The organism is Fulvimonas yonginensis (assembly GCF_037137055.1).
Taxonomy (GTDB): Bacteria; Pseudomonadota; Gammaproteobacteria; order Xanthomonadales; family Rhodanobacteraceae; genus Frateuria_A; species Frateuria_A yonginensis.
This window is the reverse complement of the sequence record NZ_JBBBNY010000001.1, coordinates 587,089-612,793: the sequence shown is the minus strand read 5'-3', so window position 1 is coordinate 612,793 and position 25,705 is coordinate 587,089. Positions and strand designations below refer to the sequence as shown.

General features: G+C 67.0%; 29 protein-coding genes, 1 tRNA gene and 1 other RNA gene. 12 read left to right on the top strand and 19 right to left on the bottom strand.

All coding sequences use genetic code 11. The features are described from left to right. Positions 1-2 precede the first annotated feature (2 nt). From WAT24_RS02735 to WAT24_RS02725, 3 genes are all read right to left on the bottom strand, one after another. Positions 3-1,406, bottom strand: coding sequence for a cytochrome ubiquinol oxidase subunit I (locus WAT24_RS02735; RefSeq protein WP_336806284.1), 1,404 nt, complete (start codon positions 1,404-1,406; stop codon positions 3-5). Positions 1,407-1,589: 183 nt separating this feature from the next. Continuing rightward, entirely contained in the window at positions 1,590-2,948 is a 1,359-nt protein-coding gene (locus WAT24_RS02730; protein WP_336806283.1) for an aminopeptidase P N-terminal domain-containing protein, read from the bottom strand. Continuing rightward, positions 2,906-3,469 (bottom strand): UPF0149 family protein, encoded by a 564-nt coding sequence (locus WAT24_RS02725; protein ID WP_336806282.1) that lies wholly within the window; start codon positions 3,467-3,469, stop codon positions 2,906-2,908. Before WAT24_RS02725 ends, WAT24_RS02730 begins: the two co-directional genes overlap by 43 nt. 131 nt (positions 3,470-3,600) lie before the next feature. Here WAT24_RS02725 and WAT24_RS02720 point away from each other — a divergent pair, with 131 nt between their 5' ends. The 6 genes from WAT24_RS02720 (at position 3,601) to rpiA (ending at position 6,206) form a co-directional block, all read left to right on the top strand. Further along, a complete protein-coding gene (locus WAT24_RS02720) occupies positions 3,601-3,825 on the top strand; it encodes a TIGR02449 family protein (protein WP_336806281.1) in 225 nt (74 codons plus the stop codon). A 1-nt stretch (position 3,826) separates the two neighbouring features. Further along, positions 3,827-4,150 carry a cell division protein ZapA gene (locus WAT24_RS02715; protein ID WP_336806280.1) on the top strand — a complete coding sequence of 108 codons (324 nt, stop codon included), beginning with the start codon at positions 3,827-3,829 and terminating at the stop codon, positions 4,148-4,150. Between the two features lie 7 nt (positions 4,151-4,157). Beyond that, positions 4,158-4,343, top strand: a non-coding RNA gene (ssrS, locus tag WAT24_RS02710) — 6S RNA. A 94-nt stretch (positions 4,344-4,437) separates the two neighbouring features. After that, positions 4,438-5,043: a 5-formyltetrahydrofolate cyclo-ligase gene (locus tag WAT24_RS02705; protein WP_336806279.1), complete on the top strand. Its 606-nt coding sequence runs from the start codon at positions 4,438-4,440 to the stop codon at positions 5,041-5,043. Then, positions 5,040-5,507 carry an EVE domain-containing protein gene (locus WAT24_RS02700; RefSeq protein ID WP_336806278.1) on the top strand — a complete coding sequence of 156 codons (468 nt, stop codon included), beginning with the start codon at positions 5,040-5,042 and terminating at the stop codon, positions 5,505-5,507. The genes WAT24_RS02705 and WAT24_RS02700 overlap by 4 nt, the downstream gene beginning before the upstream one ends. A 60-nt stretch (positions 5,508-5,567) precedes the next feature. Beyond that, positions 5,568-6,206, top strand: a complete 639-nt coding sequence (gene rpiA, locus WAT24_RS02695) for a ribose-5-phosphate isomerase RpiA (RefSeq protein WP_336806277.1) — start codon at positions 5,568-5,570, stop codon at positions 6,204-6,206. A 34-nt stretch (positions 6,207-6,240) separates the two neighbouring features. Here the strand turns inward: rpiA and WAT24_RS02690 are convergent, their stop codons facing one another. The 5 genes from WAT24_RS02690 to rplM form a co-directional block, all read right to left on the bottom strand. Continuing rightward, the gene (locus WAT24_RS02690) at positions 6,241-8,124 is read right to left on the bottom strand and encodes a chloride channel protein (RefSeq protein ID WP_336806276.1); all 1,884 of its coding nucleotides are present in this window, start codon (positions 8,122-8,124) and stop codon (positions 6,241-6,243) included. 176 nt (positions 8,125-8,300) lie between these two features. After that, on the bottom strand, positions 8,301-9,881 hold the full coding sequence (locus tag WAT24_RS02685) for an MASE1 domain-containing protein (RefSeq protein ID WP_336806275.1): 1,581 nt from the start codon (positions 9,879-9,881) through the stop codon (positions 8,301-8,303). A gap of 264 nt (positions 9,882-10,145) precedes the next feature. Next, positions 10,146-10,219: transfer RNA gene (locus WAT24_RS02680), tRNA-Gln, on the bottom strand. 54 nt (positions 10,220-10,273) lie between these two features. Beyond that, on the bottom strand, positions 10,274-10,666 hold the full coding sequence (gene rpsI / locus WAT24_RS02675) for a 30S ribosomal protein S9 (protein ID WP_336806274.1): 393 nt from the start codon (positions 10,664-10,666) through the stop codon (positions 10,274-10,276). 8 nt (positions 10,667-10,674) lie between these two features. Further along, on the bottom strand, positions 10,675-11,103 hold the full coding sequence (rplM, locus tag WAT24_RS02670; RefSeq protein WP_336806273.1) for a 50S ribosomal protein L13: 429 nt from the start codon (positions 11,101-11,103) through the stop codon (positions 10,675-10,677). Positions 11,104-11,235: 132 nt separating this feature from the next. On the opposite strand from rplM, the gene WAT24_RS02665 reads away from it, so the two are divergent. Both WAT24_RS02665 and coq7 read left to right on the top strand, forming a co-directional pair. Further along, positions 11,236-12,420, top strand: coding sequence for a (Fe-S)-binding protein (locus tag WAT24_RS02665; protein ID WP_336806272.1), 1,185 nt, complete (start codon positions 11,236-11,238; stop codon positions 12,418-12,420). Further along, entirely contained in the window at positions 12,417-13,058 is a 642-nt protein-coding gene (gene coq7 / locus WAT24_RS02660) for a 2-polyprenyl-3-methyl-6-methoxy-1,4-benzoquinone monooxygenase (protein WP_336806271.1), read from the top strand. Before WAT24_RS02665 ends, coq7 begins: the two co-directional genes overlap by 4 nt. Positions 13,059-13,157: 99 nt before the next feature. Here the strand turns inward: coq7 and WAT24_RS02655 are convergent, their stop codons facing one another. Continuing rightward, positions 13,158-13,847, bottom strand: a complete 690-nt coding sequence (locus WAT24_RS02655; protein ID WP_336806270.1) for an extensin-like domain-containing protein — start codon at positions 13,845-13,847, stop codon at positions 13,158-13,160. A 65-nt stretch (positions 13,848-13,912) separates the two neighbouring features. Beyond that, complete coding sequence (speD, locus tag WAT24_RS02650; RefSeq protein WP_336806269.1) at positions 13,913-14,698, bottom strand: adenosylmethionine decarboxylase; 786 nt, start codon at positions 14,696-14,698, stop codon at positions 13,913-13,915. A gap of 275 nt (positions 14,699-14,973) precedes the next feature. Here speD and crp point away from each other — a divergent pair, with 275 nt between their 5' ends. Next, a complete protein-coding gene (gene crp / locus WAT24_RS02645) occupies positions 14,974-15,669 on the top strand; it encodes a cAMP-activated global transcriptional regulator CRP (protein WP_336806268.1) in 696 nt (231 codons plus the stop codon). 90 nt (positions 15,670-15,759) lie between these two features. Here crp and WAT24_RS02640 read toward each other — a convergent pair whose 3' ends face one another. The 6 genes from WAT24_RS02640 to WAT24_RS02615 form a co-directional block, all read right to left on the bottom strand. Next, complete coding sequence (locus WAT24_RS02640; protein ID WP_336806267.1) at positions 15,760-16,713, bottom strand: bifunctional helix-turn-helix transcriptional regulator/GNAT family N-acetyltransferase; 954 nt, start codon at positions 16,711-16,713, stop codon at positions 15,760-15,762. A gap of 127 nt (positions 16,714-16,840) precedes the next feature. Further along, the gene (locus WAT24_RS02635; protein ID WP_336806266.1) at positions 16,841-17,515 is read right to left on the bottom strand and encodes an HAD-IB family phosphatase; all 675 of its coding nucleotides are present in this window, start codon (positions 17,513-17,515) and stop codon (positions 16,841-16,843) included. 2 nt (positions 17,516-17,517) lie between these two features. Further along, positions 17,518-18,312 carry an indole-3-glycerol phosphate synthase TrpC gene (gene trpC / locus WAT24_RS02630; RefSeq protein WP_336806265.1) on the bottom strand — a complete coding sequence of 265 codons (795 nt, stop codon included), beginning with the start codon at positions 18,310-18,312 and terminating at the stop codon, positions 17,518-17,520. Between the two features lie 60 nt (positions 18,313-18,372). After that, positions 18,373-19,425: an anthranilate phosphoribosyltransferase gene (gene trpD, locus WAT24_RS02625; RefSeq protein WP_336806264.1), complete on the bottom strand. Its 1,053-nt coding sequence runs from the start codon at positions 19,423-19,425 to the stop codon at positions 18,373-18,375. Beyond that, on the bottom strand, positions 19,422-20,021 hold the full coding sequence (locus WAT24_RS02620; RefSeq protein WP_336806263.1) for an anthranilate synthase component II: 600 nt from the start codon (positions 20,019-20,021) through the stop codon (positions 19,422-19,424). The genes trpD and WAT24_RS02620 overlap by 4 nt, the downstream gene beginning before the upstream one ends. Positions 20,022-20,260: 239 nt before the next feature. Further along, entirely contained in the window at positions 20,261-20,716 is a 456-nt protein-coding gene (locus tag WAT24_RS02615; protein WP_336806262.1) for a restriction endonuclease, read from the bottom strand. Here WAT24_RS02615 and WAT24_RS02610 point away from each other — a divergent pair. The 3 genes from WAT24_RS02610 to WAT24_RS02600 all read left to right on the top strand — a co-directional run bounded on the left by WAT24_RS02610 (position 20,710) and on the right by WAT24_RS02600 (position 23,459). Next, the gene (locus WAT24_RS02610; RefSeq protein ID WP_336806261.1) at positions 20,710-21,048 is read left to right on the top strand and encodes a restriction endonuclease; all 339 of its coding nucleotides are present in this window, start codon (positions 20,710-20,712) and stop codon (positions 21,046-21,048) included. The genes WAT24_RS02615 and WAT24_RS02610 overlap by 7 nt on opposite strands. Further along, on the top strand, positions 21,045-22,487 hold the full coding sequence (locus WAT24_RS02605) for a hypothetical protein (protein WP_336806260.1): 1,443 nt from the start codon (positions 21,045-21,047) through the stop codon (positions 22,485-22,487). The genes WAT24_RS02610 and WAT24_RS02605 overlap by 4 nt, the downstream gene beginning before the upstream one ends. 222 nt (positions 22,488-22,709) lie before the next feature. Beyond that, positions 22,710-23,459 (top strand): MobA/MobL family protein, encoded by a 750-nt coding sequence (locus WAT24_RS02600; protein WP_336806259.1) that lies wholly within the window; start codon positions 22,710-22,712, stop codon positions 23,457-23,459. Between the two features lie 99 nt (positions 23,460-23,558). Here the strand turns inward: WAT24_RS02600 and WAT24_RS02595 are convergent, their stop codons facing one another. Genes WAT24_RS02595 through WAT24_RS02585 form a run of 3 tightly spaced genes read right to left on the bottom strand, consistent with a single transcriptional unit; the run spans position 23,559 to position 25,685 of the window. Next, on the bottom strand, positions 23,559-25,007 hold the full coding sequence (locus WAT24_RS02595) for a YfjI family protein (protein ID WP_336806258.1): 1,449 nt from the start codon (positions 25,005-25,007) through the stop codon (positions 23,559-23,561). Continuing rightward, on the bottom strand, positions 25,004-25,345 hold the full coding sequence (locus tag WAT24_RS02590; protein WP_336806257.1) for a hypothetical protein: 342 nt from the start codon (positions 25,343-25,345) through the stop codon (positions 25,004-25,006). The genes WAT24_RS02595 and WAT24_RS02590 overlap by 4 nt, the downstream gene beginning before the upstream one ends. After that, on the bottom strand, positions 25,338-25,685 hold the full coding sequence (locus WAT24_RS02585; RefSeq protein ID WP_336806256.1) for a hypothetical protein: 348 nt from the start codon (positions 25,683-25,685) through the stop codon (positions 25,338-25,340). The genes WAT24_RS02590 and WAT24_RS02585 overlap by 8 nt, the downstream gene beginning before the upstream one ends. Between the last annotated feature and the right edge of the window lie 20 nt (positions 25,686-25,705).

The window sequence follows — 25,705 nt, the reverse complement described above, 5'->3', positions numbered from 1 at the left end:
GGTCATTGCCCCATCGGGTCGTCCGGCGCCGACAGCGGCCGCGCCGGCGTGCGGTGGTGGCTGCCGTGCACCGGCGTGGGCGGCGCAGTGCGCTGCGGCGCCGGCAGTGGCCCGTCGCGGAACAGCTTGAACAGATACCAGATGCCGGCCCCGAAGATCCCTACGTACACCACCACGAAGGTGACCAGCGAGGCCAGCACGCTGGAGGCCGGAAGCTTCGTCGCCGCCTCCGAGGTACGCATCAGGCCCTGCACCACCCACGGCTGGCGGCCCACCTCGGCCACCCACCAGCCGGTCAGCAGGGCGACGAAGCCCGACGGGATCATCGCCACCCAGGCCTGGAGGTACCACCGCCCGGCGAACAGGGTGCCGCGCCTCCAGCGCCACAGGCCGACCAGCGCCAGTGCCAGCATCAGCAGCCCCAGGCCCACCATCACGCGGAAGGCGAAGAACGGCAGTGCCACCGGCGGGCGCTCGTCGCGCGGGAAGTCCTTGAGGCCCCTGACCTCGCCGTCCCACGAGTGGGTCAGGATCAGGCTACCCAGGCGCGGCACCTCCACCGCGTAGCGGTTGGCCTCGGCCTGTTCGTCCGGCCAGGCGAACAGCGCCAGCGGTACGCCGCGCTCGGTGTTCCAGCGTGCCTCGATCGCGGCGAGCTTGGCCGGCTGGTACTCGCGCACCTTCAGGCCCGCCATGTCGCCGATCACGATCTGCACCGGGATGACGATGGCGAGGAAGGCGAGTGCCAGCTTCAGCATGGCGCCGGCACGGTCGGGGAAGCGCCCCTTGAGCAGGTAGATCGCCGAGACGCCGCCCACCACCATCGCGGTCGAGATGAACGCCGCGAGCACCATGTGCGGCAGGCGCACCAGGAACGAGGGGTTGAAGATCACCTGCCACCAGTCGACCGGGTAGAACACGCCGTCGCGAATGGCGTAGCCGGCGGGCGTCTGCATCCAGCTGTTGGCCGACATGATCCAGAACGAGGAGATCAGCGTGCCCAACGAGACCATGCAGGTGGCCAGGAAATGCATGCCGTCGCTGACCCGCTTCCAGCCGAACAGCATCACGCCGAGGAAGGTGGCCTCCAGGAAGAAGGCGGTCAGCACCTCGTAGTTGAGCAGCGGTCCCACCACGTTGCCGGCGACGATCGAGAAGCCGGCCCAGTTGGTACCGAACTGGAAGCTCATCACGATGCCCGACACCACACCCATGCCGAAGGCGACCGCGAAGATCTTCAGCCAGAAGAAGTACAGGTCACGCCACAGGTCGTTGCGCTTGACCAGCCACACGCCCTCGATGAAGGCCAGCCACGCCGCCAGCCCGATGGTGAAGGCGGGAAACAGGATGTGGAAGGACATCACCCACGCGAACTGCAGGCGCGAGAGGAACTCCGCGGTCGGCATGCCTTTCTCCCGGCGGGAAGTGCGCCGCCGACTATAGACGCCGGGTACGTGACGGCCACGCCAGCGCGACAGGCCGCCGCGCGGCGCGACGTCGCATGCCGCCTGCCTCGCAGCCGCCCTGCCCCTGCGGGAGGGCGCTTGCTCGCGATGGCTTTTTTGCTCGCGGCGCGGGCACGCTCGCGCCTACCGGCCGTGGCGGGTGGAGAGCAGCCGCTCGATCTCCTGCGGTTCCTTGGGCACCGCCGCGGTGAGCACGAGGTTGCCCTCGGCGGTCACCGCCACGTCGTCCTCGATGCGGATGCCGATGCCGCGCCAGCGCTCGGCCACCTCGCGCAGGTCCGGCGGCACGTAGATGCCCGGTTCCACCGTGACCACCATGCCGGCTTCCAGCAGCCGCGCGTCGCCGTCGACGCGGTAGTCGCCCACGTCATGCACGTCCAGGCCCAGCCAGTGGCCGGTCTTGGAGGGAAAGAAGGTCTTGTGGGCACCGCGCGCGATCGCCTCGTCCGCGTCGCCCTCGAGCAGGCCCAGGGCGCACAGCCCTTCGGCGATCACCCGCACGGCGGCATGGTGGGCGGCGTCGAAGGGACGGCCGGGCGCCACTTCGTCGATCGCCGCCTGCTGCGCGGCCAGCACCACCTCGTACAAGGCGCGCTGCTCGCGCGACCAGCGCCCGTCCACCGGAAAGGTGCGGGTGATGTCCGAGGCGTAGCATTCCACCTCGGCGCCGGCGTCGATCAGCAGCAGGTCGCCGGCCTCGAGCCGCGCGCGGTTGGCCACGTAATGCATGGTGCAGGCGTTGGCGCCGCCGGCCACGATCGGCGGAAAGGCCGGCACCGCGCCACGGCTGCGCATTACACGCACCAGCTCGGCCTCCACTTCGTACTCGAAACGCCCCGGCCTGGCCGCGGCCATGGCGGCCAGGTGGGCCTCGGCGGCCACCGCAGCCGCCGCCCGCATGAGCTTGAGCTCGGCGCGCGACTTGTACAGCCGCAGGTCGTGCAGCAGGTGGCCCAGCGCGACGAACTCCTTCGGCACCACGCCGCCGCCGCGCAGCTGGCGCAGCCGCCGCATCCAGCCGAGCAGGCGCGCGTCGAAGTCCGGCTCGCGGCCGAAGTGGCAGTAGACGCGCGCGCGTCCCTCGATCATGCCGGGCAGGATGTCGTCGATGTCCTCGATCGGGAAGGCGTCGTCCACGCCGTAGACGCTGACCGCGCGCTCGGTGCCGGTGACCTCGCCGTGCCAGCGCTCGTGCGCCGGATCGCGCTCGCGGCAGAACAGCACCGCCTCGCCGTGCGCCCGCCCGGGCAGCAGCGCCAGCACCGCCTCCGGCTCGGGAAAGCCGGTGAGGTAGTGGAAGTCGGAGTCCTGCCGGTACGGCCAGGCGGCATCGGCGTTGCGCATGCGCTCCGGCGCGGCCGCCACCAGCAGCGCCGCGTCGGGGCCGGCCATGCGCATGAGCTGGCGCCGGCGGCGGGCGAATTCGGCGGCAGCGATGCTCAATGCAGGGTATCGCCCGCCTGGCGCCGTACGCCCTGGCATTCGGTGTAGAGCAGCATCGCGCCCACGCGCACGAACTCGTGCACTTCGATCAGCGCGTCCTCGTCCTCGCCCTGGTCGCCGAAGTCGAACGCCGAACTGGCGATGGTGGACAGGTCGCGCAGGATCTCCTGCGCCTCGTCGGACAACTTGCCGTGCGCGCCGGCGCCGGCCAGTCCGAAGCCGCCGAGGAAGCCGCGGCACCATTCCACCAGCGCCTCCGCCCGTTCCGGCAGCGGGCGGTCGTCGGCCGGCAGCAGCGGCTCGAAGCCCAGTTCCGGGTCATCCAGCTCCTGGCGGGTCTGCGTGGCCAGGCGCGCCAGCAGGGCCTGGTCGGGCGCCGAGGCCGTGGTGTCCCTGTCCTCGAACTGCAGCACGGCGAGCAGCGGCTGGCGACCCAGCGCGCCGCCGCCGGCCAGGAAGCCGCACAGCGAGCCGTGCAGCTCGCTGGCATCCGCGCCCAGGCGCAGGCGCACCAGGGCGGCGTCCAGTTCGTCGTAGCCGACCAGGTCGGGGGCGGTCATGGCGATCTCCGGGGGATTCGGGGTGCCCAGTCTAATCCAGCCCCGGCCAGCGCCGCGGAGGTCGCACCCCGCGGCGAGCGGTGACGCCGTGCTCGCCCCGGGCCCGGTTTCCCTTGCTATAGTTTCACGCCATGAGCACGCCCGATCCCGCCCGGCACGAACTGGAAGCCCTGAGCCAGCAGCTCGACCGCCTGCTGGATCTGGTCCGCCGGCTGCAGGAGGAGAATCGCAGCCTGCGTCACAGCCAGGAACAGCTGGCCAACGAACGCGCCGGGCTGATGGCGCGCAACGACCAGGCGCGCACCCGCGTCGAGGCGATGATCCAGCGCCTGAAGGCGCTCGAGAACAACGGCTGACATGAGCACCGCACCCACCAGCCCGTCCGCGACCGAGCCGGTCGCGCTGCGCTTGATCGACCGCGAGTTCCTGATCGCGTGCGCGCCGGAGGAACGCGAGGGCCTGCTGGAGGCGGCGGCCTATTTGGACCGCAAGATGCGCGAGCTGCGCGCCAACGCCAAGGCCCCCGGCTTCGACCGGCTGGCGGTGCTCGCGGCGATCAGCATCGCCCACGAGTTCCTGGCGCTGCGCAAGCAGCACGATGGAGCTGATCGCAGCGTGACCGAGGGGCTGGCCGCGTTGCGTCGCAAGCTTGAAGCCGCACTGGACGCGCCGGTAAGATAGTCCCCGGCGTTTTCTGCGGTGTGCGCCAGCACACTCTTACATTTGCCTTGTTCCTACATACGACCCCGGGTCGGCTTCACGTGGCTGTTGTGCATGTCCGCCGCGAGCGGAAAGCCTCGAAGGCCACGTAGCCCTCCCACCTGATCCAAAGGGATCAAGGTCGTTCGGTGGGCAGCGGCATCGCGGTTGACGCCACCCCTTTCCCGTATCCGGCCGACGTTGCAGGCAACGCCGACCGGATGCGCGAGCCGCGCCCCCGGCGCCGGCCCAACAGGAGATGCGCGAACGTGGACGCCACCGCCCAACGCCGCGAACTGCGCCAGCATCTCGCCGACCGCCGACGGGCGCTCACCCCCGCCCAGCGCATCGCCGCCGCCCAGGGCCTGCGGCGCAGCCTCGAGCAACTCCCCGAGTACCACACCGACGCCCGCGTGGCCGGCTACTGGGCCTGCGACGGCGAGCTGCCGCTGAACCTGGTGATCCCACCGCTGGCCGCGCGCGGCCAGCGCTTCCTGCTGCCGATGCTGGGCGACGACCGCCAGCTGCGCTTCGCGCCCTGGTCGGCCGGCGACCCGGTGCAGCCCAACCGCTACGGCATCCCGGAACCGGTGGCGCCGGGCGAATGGTTCGCGCCCTTCCAGCTCGACCTGGTGCTGGTGCCGTTGCTCGGCTTCGACCGCAGCGGCCACCGGCTGGGCTACGGCGGCGGCTGGTACGACCGCAGCTTCGGCTTCCTCAAGGACCAGGTGCGCCCGACCGAACCGCTGCTGGTCGGCGTCGCCTACGATTTCCAGGAGCTGCCCGCCATCGAGCCCGAGCCGTGGGACGTGCCGCTGGACTTCGTCGCCACCGACCGCGAGCTGATCGACTGCCACACGGAAGACGAGCCATGAACGAGCGGCCCTACACCCACTGGCTGATGAAGTCCGAGCCGGACACGTTCTCCATCGACGATCTGAAGCAGCGCAGGCGCGAGCCGTGGGACGGCGTGCGCAACTACCAGGCGCGCAACTTCATGCGCGACGGCATGCGCGTGGGCGACAAGGTGTTCTTCTACCACTCCAACTGCGCCGAGCCGGGCATCGCGGGCATCGCCGCGGTGGCGAGCGAGGCCTACCCCGATCCCAGCCAGTTCGATCCCAGGAGCAAGTACTTCGACCCCGCCAGCTCGCGCGACAGGCCGCGCTGGTACCTGGTGGACGTGAAGTACGTGCGCAAGCTCAAGCGCGTGATCACGCTGGAGGAGCTCAAGGCGCAGCCCGCGCTCGCCGACATGGCGCTGGTGCGCAAGGGCAACCGCCTGTCGGTGATGCCGGTGAGCGCCGCGGACTGGGATTTCATCCTGGCGCTGGAGTAGCACGAAAACCCCTCTTCCCGCGACCGCGGGCAGAGGTGCAGAAGCCCTGAGGAAGGTCCCATGAGCACCAACGAAAAGCGCCTCGCCGGCGAGGCCGCCATCCGCTACGTCGAGGACGGCGCCATCGTCGGCGTCGGTACCGGCTCGACGGTCGCCTATTTCATCGAGGCGCTGGCCGGCATCAGGCAGCGCATCAACGGTGCGGTGTCGAGCTCCGAGCAATCGACCGCGCTGCTCAGGAAACACGGTATCCCGGTGCTGGACCTCAACGCCACCGGCCCGCTCTCGCTCTACGTCGACGGCGCCGACGAGTGCGATGCGCACAAGCGACTGATCAAGGGCGGCGGTGCCGCGCTGACGCGCGAGAAGATCATCGCCGAGGCCAGCAGCCGGTTCGTCTGCATCATCGATTCGAGCAAGCGCGTGAACCTGCTGGGCAAGTTCCCGCTGCCGATCGAGGTCATTCCGATGGCGCGCAGCCTGGTCGGCCGCGAGATCGTCAAGCGCGGCGGGCAGCCGGTGTGGCGCGACGGCGTGGTGACCGACAACGGCAACTGGGTGATCGACGTGCACGGTTGGCAGATCACCGATCCGGTCGGGCTGGAGACCGAACTGAACCAGATCCCCGGCATCGTCACCGTCGGCCTGTTCGCGCGCCGCCCGGCCGACATCGTGCTGGTCGGCGACAAGGAGATATAGGTCGCCCCCTCCGGCGAGGGAGCGCCGCCGCGCCTCAGGCGGTCCGCATGCCGCGGCGGCCGATGCGCAGGTGGCGCTTCGCCTCGCGCGCCTCGTGCAGGCGTCGCGCGTGCGCGCTGAGCAGGTCGCCACGGGTGATGATGCCCACCATCGTGTGCGGCGCCTCCCTGCTCACCACGACCAGGCGACCGACCTGCTCGGCGACCATGTGGTCGGCGGCTTCGCGCAGGGAGTGGTCCTCCTTCACCACGATCGGGGCGCGGGTCACCAGGTCGCCGAGGGTCAGCGTGTAGGACCACTGCGGGTCGAGCAGGCTACGCCGGGTCAGCACGCCCTGCACCCGGTTCTGCGCGTCCACCACCGGGAAGCCCTGGTGCTGCGACTGCGGCGAGCCTTCGCCCAGCCAGCGGCGCACCTCGCCGAGGGTCTGATCGGCCCGCAGGGTGACCACGTCGCGCGAGCAGGCATCGCCCACCGCGATCTGCTCCAGGTAATCGGCCGCGTATTCGGCCGGCACGCGCACGCCACGGCGGGCGATCTTCTCGGTCATGATGGTGTTGCGCATCATCAGCGCGGAGATCAGGTAGGCCGCGGTGCAGCCGCCCAGCAGCGGCAGCAGCCCGGCCGGCTGGCCGGTGGTCTCGAAGGCGAACACCACGGCCGTGAGCAGGGCGCGCGAGGCACCCGCGAAGATCGCCGCCATGCCGACCAGGCCGGCGATGCGCGGATCGATGCCATACTGCGGCGCGATCGCCGCGAGCCCGATGCCCATCAGCGCACCCAGCGCCCCACCGATGGTGAACAGCGGCGCGAGCGTACCGCCGGAAGTGCCGCTGCCCAGCGCGATCGACCAGGAGATGAACTTCATCACGCACAGGAAGAACAGCGCGTGCAGGGTGAATTGCCCGCTGACGATGTCCTCGATGTTGGTGTAGCCCACGCCGAGCGTAAGCGGCGCGAAGTAGCCGACCACGCCCACCGCGATGCCGCCCAGCGCCGGCCACCACATCCAGTGGACGGGCAGCTTCTCGAAGGCGTCCTCGACGCCGTACACGATCCGCGTGACGCCCACGCTGATCAGGCCCAGCAACGCGCCCACGCCCACGTAGCAGGCCAGCGCGACCGCCCCGGGCTCGGCCAGCGGCGGCATCGCGAAGACGGGCGCGGTGCCTTGCAGGGCGTAGCGCACCGCCGTGGCCGCCACGGTGGACAGCGCCACCGGGATCAGCGAGCGCGGACGCAGTTCGAACAGCAGCAGCTCCACCGCCAGCACCACCGCCGCCACGGGCGATCCGAACACCGCGGCCATGCCGGCCGCCGCGCCCGCGGCTAGCAGCACCTTGCGTTCCCCGCCGGTCACCCGCAACAGCTGGCCGATGAACGAGCCCAGCGCGCCACCTGTCGCGATGATCGGGCCCTCTGCGCCGAACGGCCCGCCCGTGCCGATCGCGATCGCCGACGACACCGGCTTGAGGAAGGTGATCCGCGGCGGGATCTTCGATTCGTTGAGCAGGACCTGCTCCATGGCCTCGGGAATGCCGTGGCCGCGGATGGCGCGCGAGCCCCAGCGCGCCATCGCGCCCACCAGCAGGCCGCCGATCACCGGGACCACGATCACCCAGGGACCCAGGTGATGGCCGGCCGGCGAGGAGAAGGCGGTGGACCAGCGGCCGTAGAACGCGAGATTGGTGACCAGGCCGATCAAGGCGGTCAGCACCTGCGCGATGAACGCCGCCACCACACCCAGCACGAGCGCGACCAGGGTGATGCGCAGTACGCGACGGTCCACCAGGGTGGAGCGCCGCGGCATGCGGGCGGCATCGAGGCTGATGGACAGCGAAGGGAACAGCGGCAGCGCATCGGTGCTGCCTTCCAGGCGCACGCCCGGATGAGCTGGATTCTCGGTCGGCGAGGTCATGGAGATCATGCCCGGGGAAATGGACCATGTTACGCCCACAGCCTTAGGCGACGCACACGCGCGCGGGAGCCTGCCCGTTGCTGCGGCGGTGACCGCCCCGCATCCGGGGCGAAAGCCCTTCGCTACAGACCGGCCTCGCCCGCCAGCGGCCGTCCCCCGGAGAGACGGCCGGTGTTTCAGGCTGCGGCAGGCTCGAAAACGATCATGCTGATGCGGTTGCCGTTCGCGAGGGAGCGCACGTGCACCCTGCCTTCGAAGATCAGGGCGCGATCCTTGATCGCCCCCAGATCCAGGCCTCCACAGCCGAGGGCCGACGAGACCTCGTCCCAGCGCACGTGGGCCAGGCGTTCGTAGTCGACTTCGCCATCGACACAGAGGACGGCCCAGCGGCGGCCACGGAACGTCCCTCCGCGCAGCCGCAGGCGCACGGTGCTGACGTTGCGTTTCGCGCAGGTATAGGCGATCGCCTCCAACGCCAGGCGGTAAAGGGTCATCTGGACGCCCATCGAGAGCTGGTCCAGGCCTTTGCCCTGGATGTCGCACCAGTAGACGAGGCCCGCCTCGTCCAGCGCGCCCGGGATGGCTCCGTCCTGCAATGCAGCGGGCAATCCGCGCTCCCGCCAGGCCAGGGGATGAAGGGAGTCGGCGAGGCGACGGATCTGGTGCTGGGCGACGATGGCGTCGCGGTAGTAGTTGCGCTCGTCGGTTCCGGGAAGCAGCGACCGCGTGCGTCCGAGCAGTTGCGTGTAGGACGTCTGGATGGCGGCGCTCATTTCCTCCAGGGCGCGGGATGTCTCCCGCAGCTGCAGCTCACCGAGATAGACGTTGCGTTGCGCCACCGCGAGCGCCAGGCGCGCGTCCATGTGTTTCTGCTCCTTGCTCCTGTGCAGGGCGGCGATCCGCGCGCCGAACAGGAGCATCGTGGTCACCGCGAAAGCGATGAACGCCTCCGCTTGCATGGTGTTCTCGTCATGTCGATCCGGCATGGTGAGCATTACGGCGATGCTGGCTGCGGTGCCGCCGACAGCCGCTCCGCGCCAACCATGGCGGAGTGACAACCATGCCACGGGAAAAAACATGGCCATGCGCGCCGCCTGGCTTGCGTCTCCGGTAGCACCCGATGCCAGCCACACGAGCAGGGCCAGGGATGGCAGCAAAAGCGACACGGCTTCGAGCACCAAGCGGCTCCCCGCGAAGTTGCTCCAGAATTGTCGGATGGGCCTGCTGAGCAATTCCTCCCGTACGGCGAGCGCAAGGGGCACGACGGTGAGGACGGTAATGTAATTACCTAGAAAATACTGGGCCCCGACCGCCTTGAAGTGATAACCGGGCGGAAGCGTTATCAACGAAAAGGTTCCGTAGTTTAGGGCCGCCCAGACGAACGACACTAAAAACGCGCACAGCAATAGCGCGCTCATGCTGGTAGTAGTGCGCGTAGGAAACAGCCGCCGTTGCTCCCGAAAGAAGCGGACGATCGGCATAGCAAGCATTATGGGGGGCAGGAGCATGCTCGCCGACCACAACCAACCAAACTGATCACCGTCGCGGATACCGAGAACAGTGAGTGGAACCAACTCGCCGGCCACCAGAGCTGGCCAGTAGCGGTAAGGAACCAAGATCAACACACAAAGCCTAAAGCCGCTGAAAAGCATCCATTGGGAAATGGAAACTTCGCGGAGCAAGCCATAGGCCGCCGCGTAGCCGAGGGCGACGATGACGCGCTGGCCCCAGACGTTGTCCCAGACCCTCTTCAGCATTCCCGACCCCTTGGCTCCTGGATCCGACACTCGCTGTCCAGTGAGCCTTGCGCCTCCGCGCGACATACAAACCGACCCCGTTGGTGCTGCGACCGCCTATATCGTGGCCTGGCCGCACGCGCCTGCGGACCATCCTAGCTCAACTCGCGTGGCTCAACTTGCTGCGCCCGGCCAACCCGGTTCCTAATTGTGATCAGGTTGCGCACCACGCTTAGTCGGTGGGCCATGCAAAAAAAGGCCCGCCGGTGGGCGGGCCTTTTCGGTTGGCTGGGAGACTAGGATTCGAACCTAGATAAACGGAGTCAGAGTCCGTTGTCCTACCGTTAGACGATCTCCCAAAACCCTTCGGAACGATGCGCTCTGACCGGACGCATCGCCCCTCGAAGCGCAGTTTAGCGCTTCGAGAACTGGGTGGCACGGCGGGCCTTGTGCAGGCCAACCTTCTTGCGCTCGACCTCACGGGCATCGCGGGTGACGAAGCCCGCCTTGCGCAGCTGCGACTTGAGGGTTTCGTCGTACTCGACCAGCGCGCGGGCGATGCCGAGCCGGATGGCGCCGGCCTGGCCGGTGATGCCGCCACCGGCGACCGTCACCTTGATGTCGAACTTGTCGCTGCTCTGGGTCAGTTCGAGCGGCTGGCGCACGATCATGCGCGAGGTCTCGCGACCGAAGAACTGGTCCAGCGGCTTGCCGTTGACTTCGATCTGACCGCTGCCCTTGCGCAGGAACACGCGGGCGGCGGAGGTCTTGCGGCGGCCGGTGCCGTAATTCTGCTGGATAGCCATAGGTTTCCTTAGATCTCCAGCGCCTGCGGCTGCTGGGCGGTATGCGGATGCTCGGCGCCGCCGTAGACCTTGAGCTTGCGGTACATCGCGCGGCCCAGCGGGTTCTTCGGCAGCATGCCCTTGACGGCGATTTCGATCACCCGCTCCGGGTGCGTGGCCAGCATGTCCTTCAGGCTCATGGTCTTGAGGTTGCCGACGTAGCCGGTGAAGCGGTGGTACATCTTGTCGTCCAGCTTGGCGCCGGTGACCGCCACCTTCTGTGCATTGACCACGACGATGTAGTCGCCGGTGTCGACGTGCGGGGTGAACTCCGGCTTGTGCTTGCCGCGCAGGCGGCGGGCGATCTCGGCGGACAGACGGCCGAGCGTCTTGCCCGTGGCGTCGACCACGTACCAGTCGCGCTTGACGCTTTCCGGCTTGGCGCTGAACGTTTTCATCAGAAGAATACCTGTCTGCCGCCACGGGGGCGGTAAGCGGAATCGGTGGAACAAAGGCGCGAGATAGTAGCGGAGCCGCCATCCATCGCGCAAGCCTGCCGGTCGGCTCGGCTGTGAGTCGGCAATGATAGCATGGCTTCCATGCCCGAGAACAAGTCCGAGCGCATCGTCGCGCTGGCCGACCAGTGCGTGCAGTGCGGCCTGTGCCTGCCGGTCTGCCCCACCTACGCGCTGGACGGCAACGAGGCCGAATCCCCGCGCGGGCGCATCGCGATCGCGGCGGCGCTGGCCCGTGGTGCCGCGCCGCTCGACGCGCAGGTCCGCGAGCCGCTCGACCATTGCCTGGGCTGCCTGAGCTGCGAACGGGTCTGCCCGGCCCAGGTCCGCTTCGGCGAACTGCTGGTGCAGACGCGCGCCCTGCTCGGCCCCGCGCCGCGAAGGCCACGCGCGCTGCTGGCGATCGCCAGGCGCCCGGCGTGGCTGAGGGCCGCGGGCCGGCTGGCGCGCTGGCTGCGACCGGTCGCCCGCCGGCTACCGGCCCGTTCCGCGTGGCGTCGCGCCCTGTCGCTCGCCGTCGCCGTGCCCACGCACGGGCCGGCCCACCCGCCCCGGCGCGGCGCGTCGGGACCCGGGCGCGTGGCGCTGTTCCCCGGCTGCGTCGGCAGCGTGGGGGATGCCGAGGCACAGCAGGCGGCCGTCACCCTGCTCACGGCTGCGGGCTACGCCGTGACCGTGCTGCCGGCCTTCTGTTGCGGCGCGCTGGATGCCCACGGCGGCGAAGTGCACGGCAGCGCCCGCGCCGAGCGCCGCGTCCGGGCCGCCTGGCAGGCCAGCGGTGCCCACACGCTGGTCAGCGTGACGCCGGGCTGTCTCGGCCAATTGCGCGCCGCCTTGCCCGGCGTCGCCGTGGACGACGCCTGGCGCCTGCTGGACGAACGGGCGGACCGCCTGCGCTTCCGCCCCCTGCCCCTGCGCACGGCGCTGCACCTGCCCTGCACGCAGCTCAACGTGGCGCGCAGCGGCGAGGCGTTGCGCACCCTGCTGCAGCGCGTGCCGGCACTGGACGTGGCGACCTTGCCGCCGGGCTGCTGCGGCGCGGCCGGCAGCCACCTGCTGGAGTTTCCCGAGCGCGCCGACCGGCTGCGCGCGCCGACGGTCGACGCCACCGTCGCGCTGGCGCCGCAGGCGCTGCTGTCGTCCAATATCGGTTGCCGCATGCATCTGGCCGGCGGGCTCGCCGGGCGGGGCGCAGGCCTGCCGACCCTGCATCCGCTGGTGCTGCTGGCGCAGCAGCTCGACGAAGGTATCCCGCCATGAACGTCCGCACGCTCTCCCCGCTCGACCGCCTGCTGGCCGGCATCGAACGCGCCCTGGAAACGGTCGCCGGCGCACCGGAAGCGGCGCGCCCTTCGCCGGCGACGCCACTGGAGGAAGCTCCGCTCGAGCAGCACGAACGGCGCCACGCCGCCGGATTGATGCGGGTGAATCACACCGGCGAGGTTTGCGCCCAGGCGCTGTACGACGGCCAGGCCGCGCTCGCCCGGGACGAGGCCACCCGCGAGCACCTGCGGCACGCCGCCGCCGAAGAAACCGACCACCTGGCCTGGTGCGCGCAGCGCCTGCGCGAACTCCACAGTCGCCCGAGCCTGCTCAACCCGCTGTGGTACGCGGGCAGCTACGCCATCGGCGCGGCCGCGGCGCTGGTCGGCGACCGGGTGAGCCTGGGCTTCGTGGTGGAGACCGAGCGCCAGGTCGAGGCGCACCTGGAGGACCACCTGCAACGCCTGCCGCCGCAGGACGCGCGTTCGCGCGCGGTCCTGGCGCAGATGCAAGCTGACGAGGCGCGTCATGCGGACAGTGCCCGGGCGCGCGGCGGCATCGCACTGCCGTTCCCCATCCCGGGCCTGATGCACCTGAGTTCGCAGGTGATGAAGACCCTCGCCTACCGCATCTGACCGCCGCCGATAGCAGCGGGCTTGCTCGCGATGCTCGTGCCTGAAGCCGCCGGAGCAAAAAGGCGCACCGCGAGCAAGCCCGCTCCTGCCGCCAGCAGGTCAGCGGCAATACCCCCAGCCCGTCGCCTCCACGTGGAAGTGGCTGTGGTGCTCGAGGTTGTAGTCGGGGCCCAGCACCATGCCGACGACCTCGCAGGCGCGGTTGTGCACCCGGTGCAGGAACGCGGCGGCCCTGCCCTGCCCGTTCCAGTCGTCGGCGATGCGCAGCCGGCGTCCGTCGGCCAGCGCGAACCCGGTGAGGTCGATCGCGGCCGCGCGGGCGTGGTGGCTGAGTGGTGCCGCTGCACGGCCGTAGAGGTTGCGGCAGGCGTAGCCGCCGACATGGTCGATCCGCGCGACCGGGCCGCCGTAGAGCTCGCGTGCCGCCGGTTGCAGCACCTGGCGGTCGAGCAGCACCAGGCTGGCCGCCAGCGGGCAGGTGACGACCGCCGGGTGTGCGAGCAGCGCCTCGCCGGTGCCGCGCAGGCGCACCGCGTCGGTCCAGCCGCATGCGCCGGGCCCCCGGCGGTCGGGCAGCGGCTCGAAGCGCGCGCCCGCCTGCGCCAGTGTGGCGCGGCAGGCCCGCGGATCCGCACCCAGCCGTCCGAGCTTGTAGTGCAAGAACAGGTCCGGCGGCGCGCGCAGGTCCAGCGGCGCCCACGGGTCGTAGCGGTCCGGCGGACGCCAGCCGCGCGAGCACACCAGCGCCAGCAACGCGAGCAGCAGCAGGAACAGCAGGAAGGCGCGCATCCCCGCAGGCTAGCCGCGCCCACGTGCGCGCGACGAAAAACCCCGCCGGGCGGCGGGGTCTTCGGTCACATCAGGTTGCGGCCGTGGAACAGTTCCTCGATCTCGCGCTTGAGCAGCGACTCGATGCGCTGGCGCTCCTTGAACGACAGGTCGTCCGCGTGCGCCTCGAACAGGTAGGTGTCCAGGTCGAAGTCCTTGATGTGCATCTTCGTGTGGAAGATGTTCTCCTGGTACACGTTGACGTCGAACATCTCGTACTTCTGCCGGATGTGGCGCGCCAGGTAGTCCTGCACCGAGTTGATCTTGTGGTCGATGAAGTGCTTCTTGCCCTTCACGTCGCGGGTGAAGCCGCGCACGCGGTAGTCGCACACCACGATGTCCGACTCGAAGCTGTCGATCAGGTAGTTCAGGGCCTTCAGCGGGGAGATCACGCCGCAGGTGGCAACGTCGATGTCCGCGCGGAAGGTCGCGATGCCGTTGTGCGGGTGCGTCTCGGGGTAGGTGTGGACGGTGATGTGGCTCTTGTCCATGTGCGCGACCACCGCGCCCGCGATCGAATCGCGGCCGAGCTTCTCCACCACCGGCTCCTCGGAGATCAGGATGGTCACCGAGGCGCCCTGCGGGTCGTAGTCCTGGCGCGCGATGTTGAGGATGTTCGCGCCGATGATCTCCGCCACGTCGGTGAGGATCTGGGTCAGGCGGTCGGCGTCGTACTGCTCGTCGATGTACTCGATGTAGCGTTGGCGCTGCTCTTCGGACACCGCGTAGCAGATGTCGTAGATGTTGAAGCTGAGGGCCTTGGTCAGGTTGTTGAAGCCCTGCAGGCGCAGGCGCGGGAGCGGTTTCACCACGGCGACTCTCCATGGCCGGAACACGGCCAGCAGATGAGGCGGGTTAGCAGCAAGGGTCCCCGCGAAAAAGAAAAGACGCGCCAGGACCCTCATCCTGCGCGACCCCGGTTCCGCCCGGACCGACAGCCTGGACGAAAGACTGCCAAGTATGCGGCAAAACGGCGGAAAACAGAACTCGACGGTACCCGAGCCGGTCATCTCTTGATCGGCCAGGGTCCGTGTTGCATGGTAGCGACTTGGCGGCAGCGCCTTGGCTCAACCAGTGGAATACCAACGTGGCGCAACTCAAATACCAACTCCAGCAGGCTTTCGAACGGTCCCAGGCGCCGCTGAGCTTCGCGCCCGACCCGGCATCGATGGAGCGTTTCCTGGCGCTCTGCCACCGCCGGCGCTATCCCGGCAAGACCGCGATCATCCGCCCGGGCGACCCGGCCAACACGCTCTACTACATCATCGAGGGCTCGCTGGCGGTCTGCACCGAGGACGAGCAGGGCCGCGAGCTGATCCTGGCCTACCTGAACCGCGGCCAGTTCATCGGCGAGATGGGCCTGTTCGTCGAGCAGGCGCAGCGCGAGTCCATCGTGCGCAGCCGCACGCCCTGCGAGATGGCCGAGATCAGCTACGAGCGCCTGTTCCAGCTGATGGAAGGCCCGCTGCGCGAGGAATGCCCGAAGATCCTGTTCGCGATCGGCTCGCAGCTGACCAACCGCCTGCTGCGCACCTCGCGCCAGGTCAGCCGCATGGCCTTCATGGACGTGACCAACCGCATCTCCCGCACGCTGCTGGACCTGTGCCAGGAGCCGGACGCGATGACCCACCCCGACGGCACGCAGATCCGCATCTCCCGCCAGGAGGTCAGCCGCATCGTGGGTTGCTCGCGCGAGATGGTCGGCCGCGTGCTCAAGCAGCTGGAGGAGCAGGGCATGATCAACGTCTCCGGCAAGACCATCGTGGTGCGCGGCACCCGCTGACCCCCGTCCGGAGAGGGGCAGGCCAGGCGCCCCGGCCTGTCGCTCGGCGCCACCCAGGCCGCTCGCGGCGCTCCAAGCAGGCGCCGGTGGCTATGCCTGCGGCTGATAGATCATGTAGACGTCCGCCCGTTCGTAATGCGAGCCCGGCCGTATCGTCGGTTGCATCACGAAGCCGGCCTTCTCGTACATCCGCAGCGCGGTCGTCAGGCGACTGTTGGACTCCAGGAACAGCCGGTGGCCGCCGCGCCGGTGGAACTCGGCGATGCACGCATCGAGCAGGCGCTTGCCCGCGCCGAGGCCGCGGAAGGTCTCGTCCACCCCCATCTTGGTGAGCTCGAACACGCCCGGCGACTCCTGCAGCAGGGCGCAGGTGCCGATGACGTCCTCGCCCAGCCGAGCGAAGAAGATCGCGCCGCCCGGCCGCAGGATGTAGCGCTCCGGGTCGCCCAGCACGGCGCGGTCGACGTCCTCGATGCGGAAATGCCGCTCCAGCCATTGCGCGTTGAGCCGGTAGAAGTGCTCGCGCAGCGCCGGCGCGTAGGGGACGATCTCCAGCGGCGTCGCCACGATCGTGGTGTGCTCGGCCAGTATCGCCGCCGCGACCGGCCGGTCGCGCAGGGCGTCCTCGCAGGCCGCGACGGCCTCCAGCAGGCGGCTGGCCTGGTCGCCCAGGGAGGCATTCACGCCGCGCCGTACGGCGCACCAGATCGGGCCCAGTCCGGCGAGCGCCGCCTGCGCCTTGTCGGTGAGAGTGAGCACGGTGCGTCGCCCGTCCCCCGGATCGCGTCGGCGCCGCACCATGCCCGCGCGCACCAGCTTGGCGGTGAGCTGGCTTACCGCCGAGTGGGTCTGGCCGATCGCGTCGGCGACGTCCGTCACCGAGCTGGGGCCCGTGTCCCACAGGTAGCGCAGCACCGGCAGCCAGCGCGACTCGATCGGCGCGCCGAGTGCGCGGTACACCTCATCCGCCGCGCCGTAGAATTGATCACTGAGTGCCTTCAGCCGGCTGCCGAGAGCCAGCCTTTCGAGGGAGGCCAGGTACATGGGAGACTCGCCATCGCAGGAGATACGTTAGAACTAACGTATTTCGGAAACGACGTCTGCGCAAGACCCCATCGGCACGTCCCGCGGACGGCCACCGCCCCCTGGAGCGCCGCCGGTCGGTCGGAGCCTAGTACCAGGCCACCCGCTCTACCGGCCGCCCCAGCGCCTGCTCGATGCGCTTGCACAGCTTCGGCGTGCCATTGACCAGTACCGGCTCGGCTGCCGCCTCGAGCATGGGCAGATCGTGCAGGGAATCGCCGTAGGCACGGCGCCAGGCGGGCACGCCATGCGCGGCCAGCGCCTTGAGCTTGCCGGCGCCGATGTTGTGATGGGCGAGGCGCAGGCCCAGCGGGCCGGGCTTGAGCCGGGAAGCGACCAGCTCCACCTCGCGCAGCCCCAGCTGCGCCAGCAGGCTCTCGACCAGCGTGTGCTCGCAGCCGGTGACCACGATCACCCGCTCGCCCGCCGCCTGGTGGCGGCGCAGCGCGCGCACGCCGTCGCGGCAGAAATGGCCAGGGCGGCGCACCAGCTGCGCCGCGAACGCCTCCACCGCGGCGCGATAGCCCGATTCGTCCAGCCCCAGCAGGGCGATATGGACCAACGCGCGCCGCAGCCGTCGCGTGAGCGGCCACATCAGCAACAGCCAGGGCAGCGCCAGCAGGGCGAGCAGCTTGCGTCCCGGCGAGCGCGCGTAGCGCTCGCGCACGAACAGCTCGTAGGTGTCGGCGTGGGTCAGCACGCCGTCGAAGTCGAACAGCACGACCGGCGGGGCGCCGGCATCCAGGGTGTCCTGCCCGTCCATCGTCAGCCCGCGAACAACTGCCCGAGCGCCGATCCCGGATCGTCGGCACGCATGAAGGCCTCGCCGACCAGGAACGCATGGATGTCGGCCGCGCGCAGGCGTGCCACGTCCTCGCGGGTGTGGATGCCCGATTCGGCCACCAGTACGCGTCCGTCGTCGACCATACGCGCCTTCAGCGCGAGCGACGTGTCGAGCGAGGTTTCGAAGGTGCGCAGGTTGCGGTTGTTGACGCCGATCAGCGGCACCGGCAGCGCCAAGGCGCGTTCCAGTTCGTCGGCGTCGTGCACTTCGCACAGCACGTCCAGGTCCAGCTCCGCGGCGAGCAGGGAGAGCTCCAGCAGCGCGGCGTCGTCCAGCGCCGCCACGATCAGCAGGACGCAGTCGGCGCCGATCACGCGCGCCTCGTAGACCTGATAGGGATCGACGATGAAGTCCTTGCGCAGCACCGGCAACGCGCAGGCCGCGCGCGCCTGCTGCAGGTACGCCTCGCTGCCCTGGAAGAAGTCGCGGTCGGTCAGCACCGAGAGGCAGGCGGCCCCGCCCGCGGCATAGCTGCGCGCGATCGCGGCCGGGTCGAAGTCGGCGCGGATCACGCCCTGGCTGGGGCTCGCCTTCTTGACCTCGGCGACCACCGCGGGCAGCCCGGCCGCCAGCCTGTCCTCGATCGCGGCGGCAAAGCCGCGCGTCGGCGGCAGGTCTTCGATGCGGGCGGAAAGCTCGGTCAGCGGCAGCGCGGCGCTGCGTTCGGCGATCTCCTCGGCCTTGCGTGCGAGGATGCGTTGGAGGATGTCGGTCATGGATGGACGAACCGTGGGACAGGATGCTCGCAGCCGGTACCGGGCCGGCCGGCATGCAACCTAGGCCCGTTCCGCCAGCCGCCGCGTCGCGGCGATGAACTCCACCATTTTCGCATGCGCCGCGCCGCTGGCGATGGTGTCGCGCGCCAGCGTGATGCCCTCGTCGACGTCACCGGCCACGCCCGCGGTGTAGAGCGCCGCGCCGGCGTTGAGGCAGACGATGTCGTGCGGCACGCCGTGGCGTCCGCCCAGCGCGTCCAGCAGCATGGCCCTGGACTCCTCCACGTTCTCCACCCGCAGGTTGCGGCTGGAGGCCATCGCCAGGCCGAAATCCTCCGGCTCGATCTCGTACTCGCGCACCTCGCCGCCACGCAGCTCGCCGACCAGCGTGGCGGCGCCCAGCGAGATCTCGTCCATGCCGTCGCGGCCCCACACCACCATCGCGTGGCGCGCACCCAGCGCCTGCAGCACGCGCACCTGGATGCCGACCAGGTCCGGATGGAACACGCCCATCAGGATGTTCGGCGCGTCGGCCGGGTTGGTCAGCGGCCCGAGGATGTTGAACAACGTGCGCACGCCCATTTCCCGCCGCACCGGCGCCACCACCTTCATCGCCGGGTGGTGGTTGGGGGCGAACATGAAGCCGATGCCGGTCGCCTCCATGCACTGGGCGACCTGCGCGGGGGCGAGGTCGATCACCGCACCGAGCGCCTCGAGCACGTCGGCGCTGCCCGATTTCGAGGACACGCTGCGCCCGCCGTGCTTCGCCACGCGCGCGCCCGCCGCCGCGGCCACGAACATCGACGCGGTGGAGATGTTGAAGCTGCAGGCGCCATCGCCGCCGGTACCCACGATGTCCAGGAAGTGCGGGTGCGGCGGCACCTCGACCTTGGCCGACAGTTCGCGCATCACGCGCGCCGCGCCGGTGATCTCGCCCACCGTCTCCTTCTTCACGCGCAGGCCGGTGATGATCGCCGCGGTCATCAGCGGGCTGACCTCCCCGCGCATGATCTGGCGCATCAGCGCGATCATCTCGTCGTGGAAGATCTCGCGGTGTTCGATGGTGCGCTGGAGCGCCTCCTGCGGCGTGATGGTGAGTTCGCGCGGGCTCATGCGGCCAGTTTCCGCCGCGGCAGGCCGAGGAAGTTGGCCAGCATGGCGTGGCCGTGCTGGGTCAGGATCGACTCGGGATGGAACTGCACGCCCTCGACCGGCAGCGTCTTGTGGCGCAGCCCCATGATCTCGTCGATCGAGCCGTCCGGGTTCTCGGTCCACGCGGTGATTTCCAGGCAGTCCGGCAGCGAACCCTGCTCCACCACCAGCGAGTGGTAACGGGTCGCCTCGAACGGATCCGGCAAGCCGGCGAACACGCCCTGGCCGCGGTGGCGCACCGGCGAGGTCTTGCCGTGCATGATCCGCTTGGCGCGGATCACCCGGCCGCCGAAGGCCTGGCCGATCGCCTGGTGGCCCAGGCAGACGCCGAAGATCGGCACCTGTCCGGCGAGCTCGCGCAACACGCTCAGCGAGACGCCGGCGTCGTCCGGCGTGCCCGGGCCGGGCGAGATCATCACGTGCGACGGGGCGAGCGCACGGATGCCGGCCACGTCCAGCGCATCGTTGCGCACCACCCTCACCTCCTGTCCCAGCTCGCCCAGGTACTGGACGAGGTTGAAGGTGAAGCTGTCGTAGTTGTCGATCATCAGCAACATATACGATGTATCTCTTTGATTAAAATGGGTGACAATCGAGTCATCAAGCCACGATACCCGCTTAAATACCCGCATACTTCGCAGATACCGAATCAGATGCATTGAACCGCGCCGGATCAGCATTTTTGCACGTATGCAGTCCTCGCTGAACTCGACAGCGCATGCCACGAATGGATGCTCAAATCGAGCCGTGGCCGCGCTACCGGGCCAGTGAGCCGCGGGAGCGCGACGTAATGCCGCTACGCGATAATCACGAGGACTGTGCCCCAGGGGGCGACACGGGGGGAAGCAACCGCATGGAAGGCCTTGACTGGGTGAGCCTTACACTCCTTGCTCCCGAGAGGTCGGTGATGCCAGGTCATTTGTCCACCTACCGTCCTGCCCGTACGCAATTCGCTTCTGCTCTCTACCAGTCGACGCTGCACACGCTTCCGCAGTTGAAGCACATCGACCGCATGACCTTGAGGCCAACCTACACGTCGTTGTCGGCCCGAGGGGTTGTAGTCGCCTACCGGGGTGGAAATCAGGAAGCCGCGTGGCAGCTCGGCGTAGGCGACCACCTCGTCGCAGGTGTCCCGTTCTGTCACGAACGCACGTTCGATCTTGGAGCCGCTCAGCACGCAGTAGTAGATATGTCGCGTGAGCTTGTCACCGGCCTTAGTGAAGTCTTGCCTGGTCTGTCGGGTTCTTGGCACACATAGAGAAGCAGGATGCGGCGACCTATAAGCTTGATGCCGCGCTTGAGGCTTTGCTTAGGGTCGTCGCCGAGCAGGCGGTTGATGTTGTCGATGATCTCCATCAAGCGAACCGACTGGGCCACCACCTTCAAGGAAGAACGGTGAAACACATCTACTTCGTCGCCGAGGCCAAGGGTTCCATGTCATCCTTGGAACTGCGAGAGATCGAGAAGACTAAGATCAGGTGCGCACGCAAGTTTTTCGACGAGATGAACCGTCGATTTGCTCCCGAGAATATCAAGTACAACGTGGTAGAGAGTTTTGGCAAGTTAATGGAGATCGTGAAGTGACCACCAAGGAATGCACCGTGTATACACCCCGTTTCGATTTTGGCAGCAACCTTGATCCGAACGGAAAGCAAACTGGCACTGTTAAAGAGCTGCTCGAAGAGCTCAACTACGAAAAGTTCAAGACAATCACCGGTACCGATGCAAAAAAAAGTGATTCGAACGGCACATCTATCACGTACGATTCGCTAGACGGCGTATTCGCGTTCCTCGGCGAGGTGGCTGATGTGCGCAAGCCCAAACTCGCTGAGGACGTCCCTCTCTCGACGCTAAAAACCATCAAGCTTCTTTATGTCACGAACGACACCAACGACACGCAACTGTTCAGACTGCTGAAGTCCCCGACGCGCGGCGGGAAGCCGACGCTGGAGTTTTACACGACGGAAACCGCGTCGAGGAATCAGAAAGGCATAGCTATAGTAGACCACCTTCTTTCGACGTTGAGCAAAGAAGTGGATCCGTTCGTGCTGCGACGGATAGATACCTCCTTTTTGACGTATCCAAAATTACTTGAATGCATCGCGCGCGAGAACATCGAGATTTTGGAGCCGATCTACATTAGGCATAGCGGGCGCTCCAACTCGATAGCCGAAGCGCTGACCTATCTCGCCGAGGCAGTTGAGCGGTACACACACAAATCCAACGCCGCGCCCAGCCGCCCCTTGCATGAAGCGATATACACCTATGTGCGCATCCTTCCGTTCCTAAACTTCGTCGGCGAGTACCAAAAGGTCATCGAGCTGTCGCAGGTAGATGGTCAGGTCAATACGATCAAGGACAGGATCGAGGAGTTCTGCCGTGAGCTCTCTGGCACTTTGGGCTCGATCGTTCACCCCCTGACCCCGGTGACATCCGTAGAAGCATTTCCCAAGTTTGTTGACACCAACGCCCTGGCGTTGGCCAAGTTGATTGAAGATGCGACCGGCATCGCCAGTGAACGCAGGGATCTGCTGAAGATCGTTAACGCGGCTAGCAAAGTGCTCTGCTCCTACGTACACCATGAGTGGGGCGTCATTTCGCTAGACACGAAAAATATCTCGGCAGCCGATTGTATTGCTGCACTCTGCGCCATTCGCCATCAGCAGAAGGTAAAAACCAATTATTCGGCCTACTGGTTAGGGCAGACGCAAGCTGAAAAAGGCACTGGCGTGCTCCGTCAGATGGATGACGAAAGAAGCGCCCAAGAACTGTTCGAACATGACTACATCCCACACGGTATCAACCAGTTATTGTTCAGCCGCTTCAACCAGTTCTACATGGCAATCACCGGCATACCCAATCGCTACGAGGCATGGATGGCGTACCAGCTAGCCCGGCTGAACAAGTATGCCGATTGCTACCTGTCCAATGACGTTGCCGTTTGCGACGCTGCGGTTCAGGATCTCTACGACTACTGCTCGCTGGAGGCAGTTAGGGCAGCCGAGCTTACTGCACAGGTGTAAATTCTTACTCACCCTTCCCTATGTAGTGAGACAAACTCCAAATCCAGCAACGACGACAAGAACATCCAATCCTGATCACTGGATATAGGAGGGGGATAACGGACGCGCACATACCGTTTCCCCCCGAGCCGTCGTCAGGACTACATGGAGCGGTCTCATAGCAGCCGACGAGAACTATCTCGTCGGCTTTTTTATTGACAAACGAGAAAGGGTAGTACGTACATGGCCAGCTTCCATCATCGAATCAAAAGTGGCAGGAAAGGTTCTGCCAAGGAGCACGCCGCTTACATCGAGCGGCTGGGTAGGTATTCAGATCGGGAGGATCTGGTTTACGCGGGCAACGGGAACATGCCTGACTGGACAGAGGGCAACCCAGCCACGTTCTGGAAAGCCGCGGATACCTACGAGCGCGCCAATGGTGCCGCTTACCGGGAACACGTCATCGCTCTGCCAAACGAGCTCAGCCTGGAGCAAAACTGTGCGCTCGCGATGCGAATGGCCCGTGAACTGGTGGGCAACAAACCCTTCCAGCTCGCGGTCCATGCACCTGAGGGCTCACTGGGCGGCATCACCAACCTGCACATGCACCTGATGTATTCGGACAGGGTGCCAGACGGGATCGGTCGACCACCGGAACGGATGTTTGCGAGATACAACTCGGAACGACCGGAGGATGGTGGGTGTCGCAAGGACAGCGGCGGCAGGTCGCCGATGGTGCTTCGCGACCAAGTGATCTCCACGAGGAAGAAGATCGCCGATATCCAGAACCAGGCCCTTGAAGAACACGGCCTCAACGCGAGAGTCGACCACCGTAGCCTGCGTGAGCAGGGGCTGCAGCGCCGGCCGGAGCGTCATCTCGGGCCGGCCCGGATCAAGGACATGTCGGATGGCGAGAAGGCCTTATTCGCCACTCTGAGGGCGACTGGCAGTGCCGGGGGACCGCCACGCTCTGCCACTCTTGCTACTTCGTAGCAGAATGGCACGGCTTTCGCCGGGGTGCCTGCCCCAGCACTGGCGTCAGACAAAAGGCCCCGGCCGTTGCCGGCCGGGGCAGCATGATGTCATCGGAAGCTACAGACCGCCACCGAAATACCAATCGCTCAGTCGAACGAAGCGCTGCTTGCCACGGGGGGCAACCACGACCCACAAAGCCCGCTGGGCCTCCAGGATGCGAAGCGCCGCGTTGAGACGATCACGATCCCGGACGGGGCCGTACTGGCGCACATGGTTCTTCGGAACGTACGTATCGGAGCGGGGGCCCTGCCAAACGCTGTCGCGGAGGTACTTGAACACCGCTTGCGCATCGACCTGTCCCTGCGACAGCGCGAACTGTGGCGAGAACATCCGCTTGTATTCCTCCAAATGCCACTGCACGACCGTGAATGCGCGCTCCAACGTATCAAGCGTCACCTTACCTTCCTCGCCGCTGTAGCAATGGAACACCGCAGCAAGTCGCCCGAGCAGCTCCATGATCTTTGATGCAAAGTCGTGGATGTCGTTCAGGTAGTCTCCGGGTCGAAGCATCCACTCCGTCTGCTGCGACAGTTCGAACCAGCGGGCCTTCGCATCGTCAGAAAACTCGACAACCTCGCGCTTGACTTCACCCGACTCGCTGATGGCTTCGTACTTTTCAAGCAACTCCTGCATCCGCGCCTGAAACAGCGGCAGGCACTCCCAGACATGTTCGTCGGTATTGACCGAACGAAACCCCTTCATCGACTCGGGCCAGCCGAAGAGATACCGGGCCCAGTGACCCGATCCCTTGGCAATATCGCCATGCTTCATCAGATAAGCCTGAAGCACCTGCTTCTGGGTCATGATGCTGATCGTCACGCGAGGGTTCATCACCAAGACGTTGTCGAAATCGGCACGGTCTAGTGTCAACATCGGCGCCCCATCCCACGCCTTATTCAAGAGCCCAAGCTGCGCCATCGTCTCGCCCTTGAACATCACCTGGCCTTCATCGGTCGTGATCGCGATCGACTCTCCATCGCCACGGAGCGTATCCATGATTGCCCGCGGCGTAATGTTCTGGCGCATGAACCGTCGCAGGCGGGGCTTGGTCGGCTTCAGCGTAGTGTGTTGCGCCATCTCCGCCTGAATCGCCTCGGTAGCCTCACCTTTGCTGACCGCCTTGGCGAGCCGGTTTCGCAGGCCTTGGCCTCGTGCCTCCCAGAGTTCGCGCTTCGCCTGGTAGCTATCCAGCGCGGCCTGAAATGCCTTCGCCTTGCGACAGTCGTGCTCATACAGCGGCGCGAAGACCAATGCGTCCACCGTACTCTTGCGCTCGCCAGACTCTGCAATGGCGATCAGATTCAGAGACGTCGGCCGGCACTGCCCCGTTGGCAGCTTCACATCAAACAGGCCCTGGCACGCCGTAGCCATCCCGGCGATCAGTCCCATACCGATCAACGCGTCAGGGGCCTGAACCTTCTGCTGTAGTTCCCATGCCGTCGTTCGCACCAGCATGAGAAAGGCATCCAAGGGATAGCGCTGAGGGAAATAGTCGCTACCGTTCATGCTTCACCTCCTTCCGAGACGCCTTCGTCGGTCAAGATCGCCTGGTGACCAACCTCACCAAGCGGTTGGCCGCAAGAGCGGCACAGCGGCATATCCCCATTCGCCTGCCGACGCTCCCGCTCCGAATCGAGCAGCTGGCGGAACCCAACCGGACTCAGCTTCAAGTCATAGGCTTTGTTAAAAGCCGTCAGAATCGCCTTCTGCGGCACCTTTGCAGCCAAACGCTGCTCGACCTCGGCATAGGCCTCAGCGAACGCTTCGCTGTTCCGGCGCCGACTGCTGGGTTGGATAGCCTGCAACTCGTTCATGAAGCGCTCGAATTCCTGCAGCTCAGACATGCTTGATCTCCTTGCTGCGGCGATTGTTCGCAGAGTTGCTGGCCAAAGCTTCGCGAGTGCGCAACCAGGCGATCACCTGGTCGTACCACCAAAAGCGAGGCGAGCGAGGCGTGTCGAAGAGGGGCGTTCCTTTCGGAAACGTTGGGTCGTTTTTGAACACCTTGTAGGCGGTGCTGCGCCCGAAACGCACCACCTTGAGCAACTCATGGAAGCGCACGGTGGGACCATCGGGCTTCCACGGCTTATGCTGGAAATCGGTCAAGTAGGTGACCGGGACCGGAGCCGACTGTCGCTCCCGCGGCGCGCGCGTGGTGCGATCGGCATGCTGCTTTTGACTCACATTCTTCTCCTTGGTTATGG

Bases quoted from the DNA above. Each gene is read 5' to 3' on its own strand.
- rplM (WP_336806273.1), bottom strand. From the start codon at position 11,103: ATGAAAACGTTCAGCGCCAAGCCGGAAAGCGTCAAGCGCGACTGGTAC.
- WAT24_RS02700 (WP_336806278.1), top strand. From the start codon at position 5,040: ATGAACGAGCGGCCCTACACCCACTGGCTGATGAAGTCCGAGCCGGAC.
- WAT24_RS02600 (WP_336806259.1), top strand. From the start codon at position 22,710: ATGGCCAGCTTCCATCATCGAATCAAAAGTGGCAGGAAAGGTTCTGCC.
- WAT24_RS02735 (WP_336806284.1), bottom strand. From the start codon at position 1,406: ATGCCGACCGCGGAGTTCCTCTCGCGCCTGCAGTTCGCGTGGGTGATG.
- WAT24_RS02595 (WP_336806258.1), bottom strand. From the start codon at position 25,007: ATGAACGGTAGCGACTATTTCCCTCAGCGCTATCCCTTGGATGCCTTT.
- WAT24_RS02665 (WP_336806272.1), top strand. From the start codon at position 11,236: ATGGCTTCCATGCCCGAGAACAAGTCCGAGCGCATCGTCGCGCTGGCC.
- WAT24_RS02725 (WP_336806282.1), bottom strand. From the start codon at position 3,469: ATGACCGCCCCCGACCTGGTCGGCTACGACGAACTGGACGCCGCCCTG.
- rpsI (WP_336806274.1), bottom strand. From the start codon at position 10,666: ATGGCTATCCAGCAGAATTACGGCACCGGCCGCCGCAAGACCTCCGCC.
- WAT24_RS02620 (WP_336806263.1), bottom strand. From the start codon at position 20,021: ATGTTGCTGATGATCGACAACTACGACAGCTTCACCTTCAACCTCGTC.
- trpD (WP_336806264.1), bottom strand. From the start codon at position 19,425: ATGAGCCCGCGCGAACTCACCATCACGCCGCAGGAGGCGCTCCAGCGC.
- WAT24_RS02635 (WP_336806266.1), bottom strand. From the start codon at position 17,515: ATGGACGGGCAGGACACCCTGGATGCCGGCGCCCCGCCGGTCGTGCTG.
- WAT24_RS02690 (WP_336806276.1), bottom strand. From the start codon at position 8,124: ATGACCTCGCCGACCGAGAATCCAGCTCATCCGGGCGTGCGCCTGGAA.
- WAT24_RS02655 (WP_336806270.1), bottom strand. From the start codon at position 13,847: ATGCGCGCCTTCCTGCTGTTCCTGCTGCTGCTCGCGTTGCTGGCGCTG.
- WAT24_RS02720 (WP_336806281.1), top strand. From the start codon at position 3,601: ATGAGCACGCCCGATCCCGCCCGGCACGAACTGGAAGCCCTGAGCCAG.
- trpC (WP_336806265.1), bottom strand. From the start codon at position 18,312: ATGACCGACATCCTCCAACGCATCCTCGCACGCAAGGCCGAGGAGATC.
- WAT24_RS02640 (WP_336806267.1), bottom strand. From the start codon at position 16,713: ATGTACCTGGCCTCCCTCGAAAGGCTGGCTCTCGGCAGCCGGCTGAAG.
- coq7 (WP_336806271.1), top strand. From the start codon at position 12,417: ATGAACGTCCGCACGCTCTCCCCGCTCGACCGCCTGCTGGCCGGCATC.
- WAT24_RS02730 (WP_336806283.1), bottom strand. From the start codon at position 2,948: ATGCCAGGGCGTACGGCGCCAGGCGGGCGATACCCTGCATTGAGCATC.
- rpiA (WP_336806277.1), top strand. From the start codon at position 5,568: ATGAGCACCAACGAAAAGCGCCTCGCCGGCGAGGCCGCCATCCGCTAC.
- WAT24_RS02685 (WP_336806275.1), bottom strand. From the start codon at position 9,881: ATGCTGAAGAGGGTCTGGGACAACGTCTGGGGCCAGCGCGTCATCGTC.
- WAT24_RS02590 (WP_336806257.1), bottom strand. From the start codon at position 25,345: ATGTCTGAGCTGCAGGAATTCGAGCGCTTCATGAACGAGTTGCAGGCT.
- WAT24_RS02715 (WP_336806280.1), top strand. From the start codon at position 3,827: ATGAGCACCGCACCCACCAGCCCGTCCGCGACCGAGCCGGTCGCGCTG.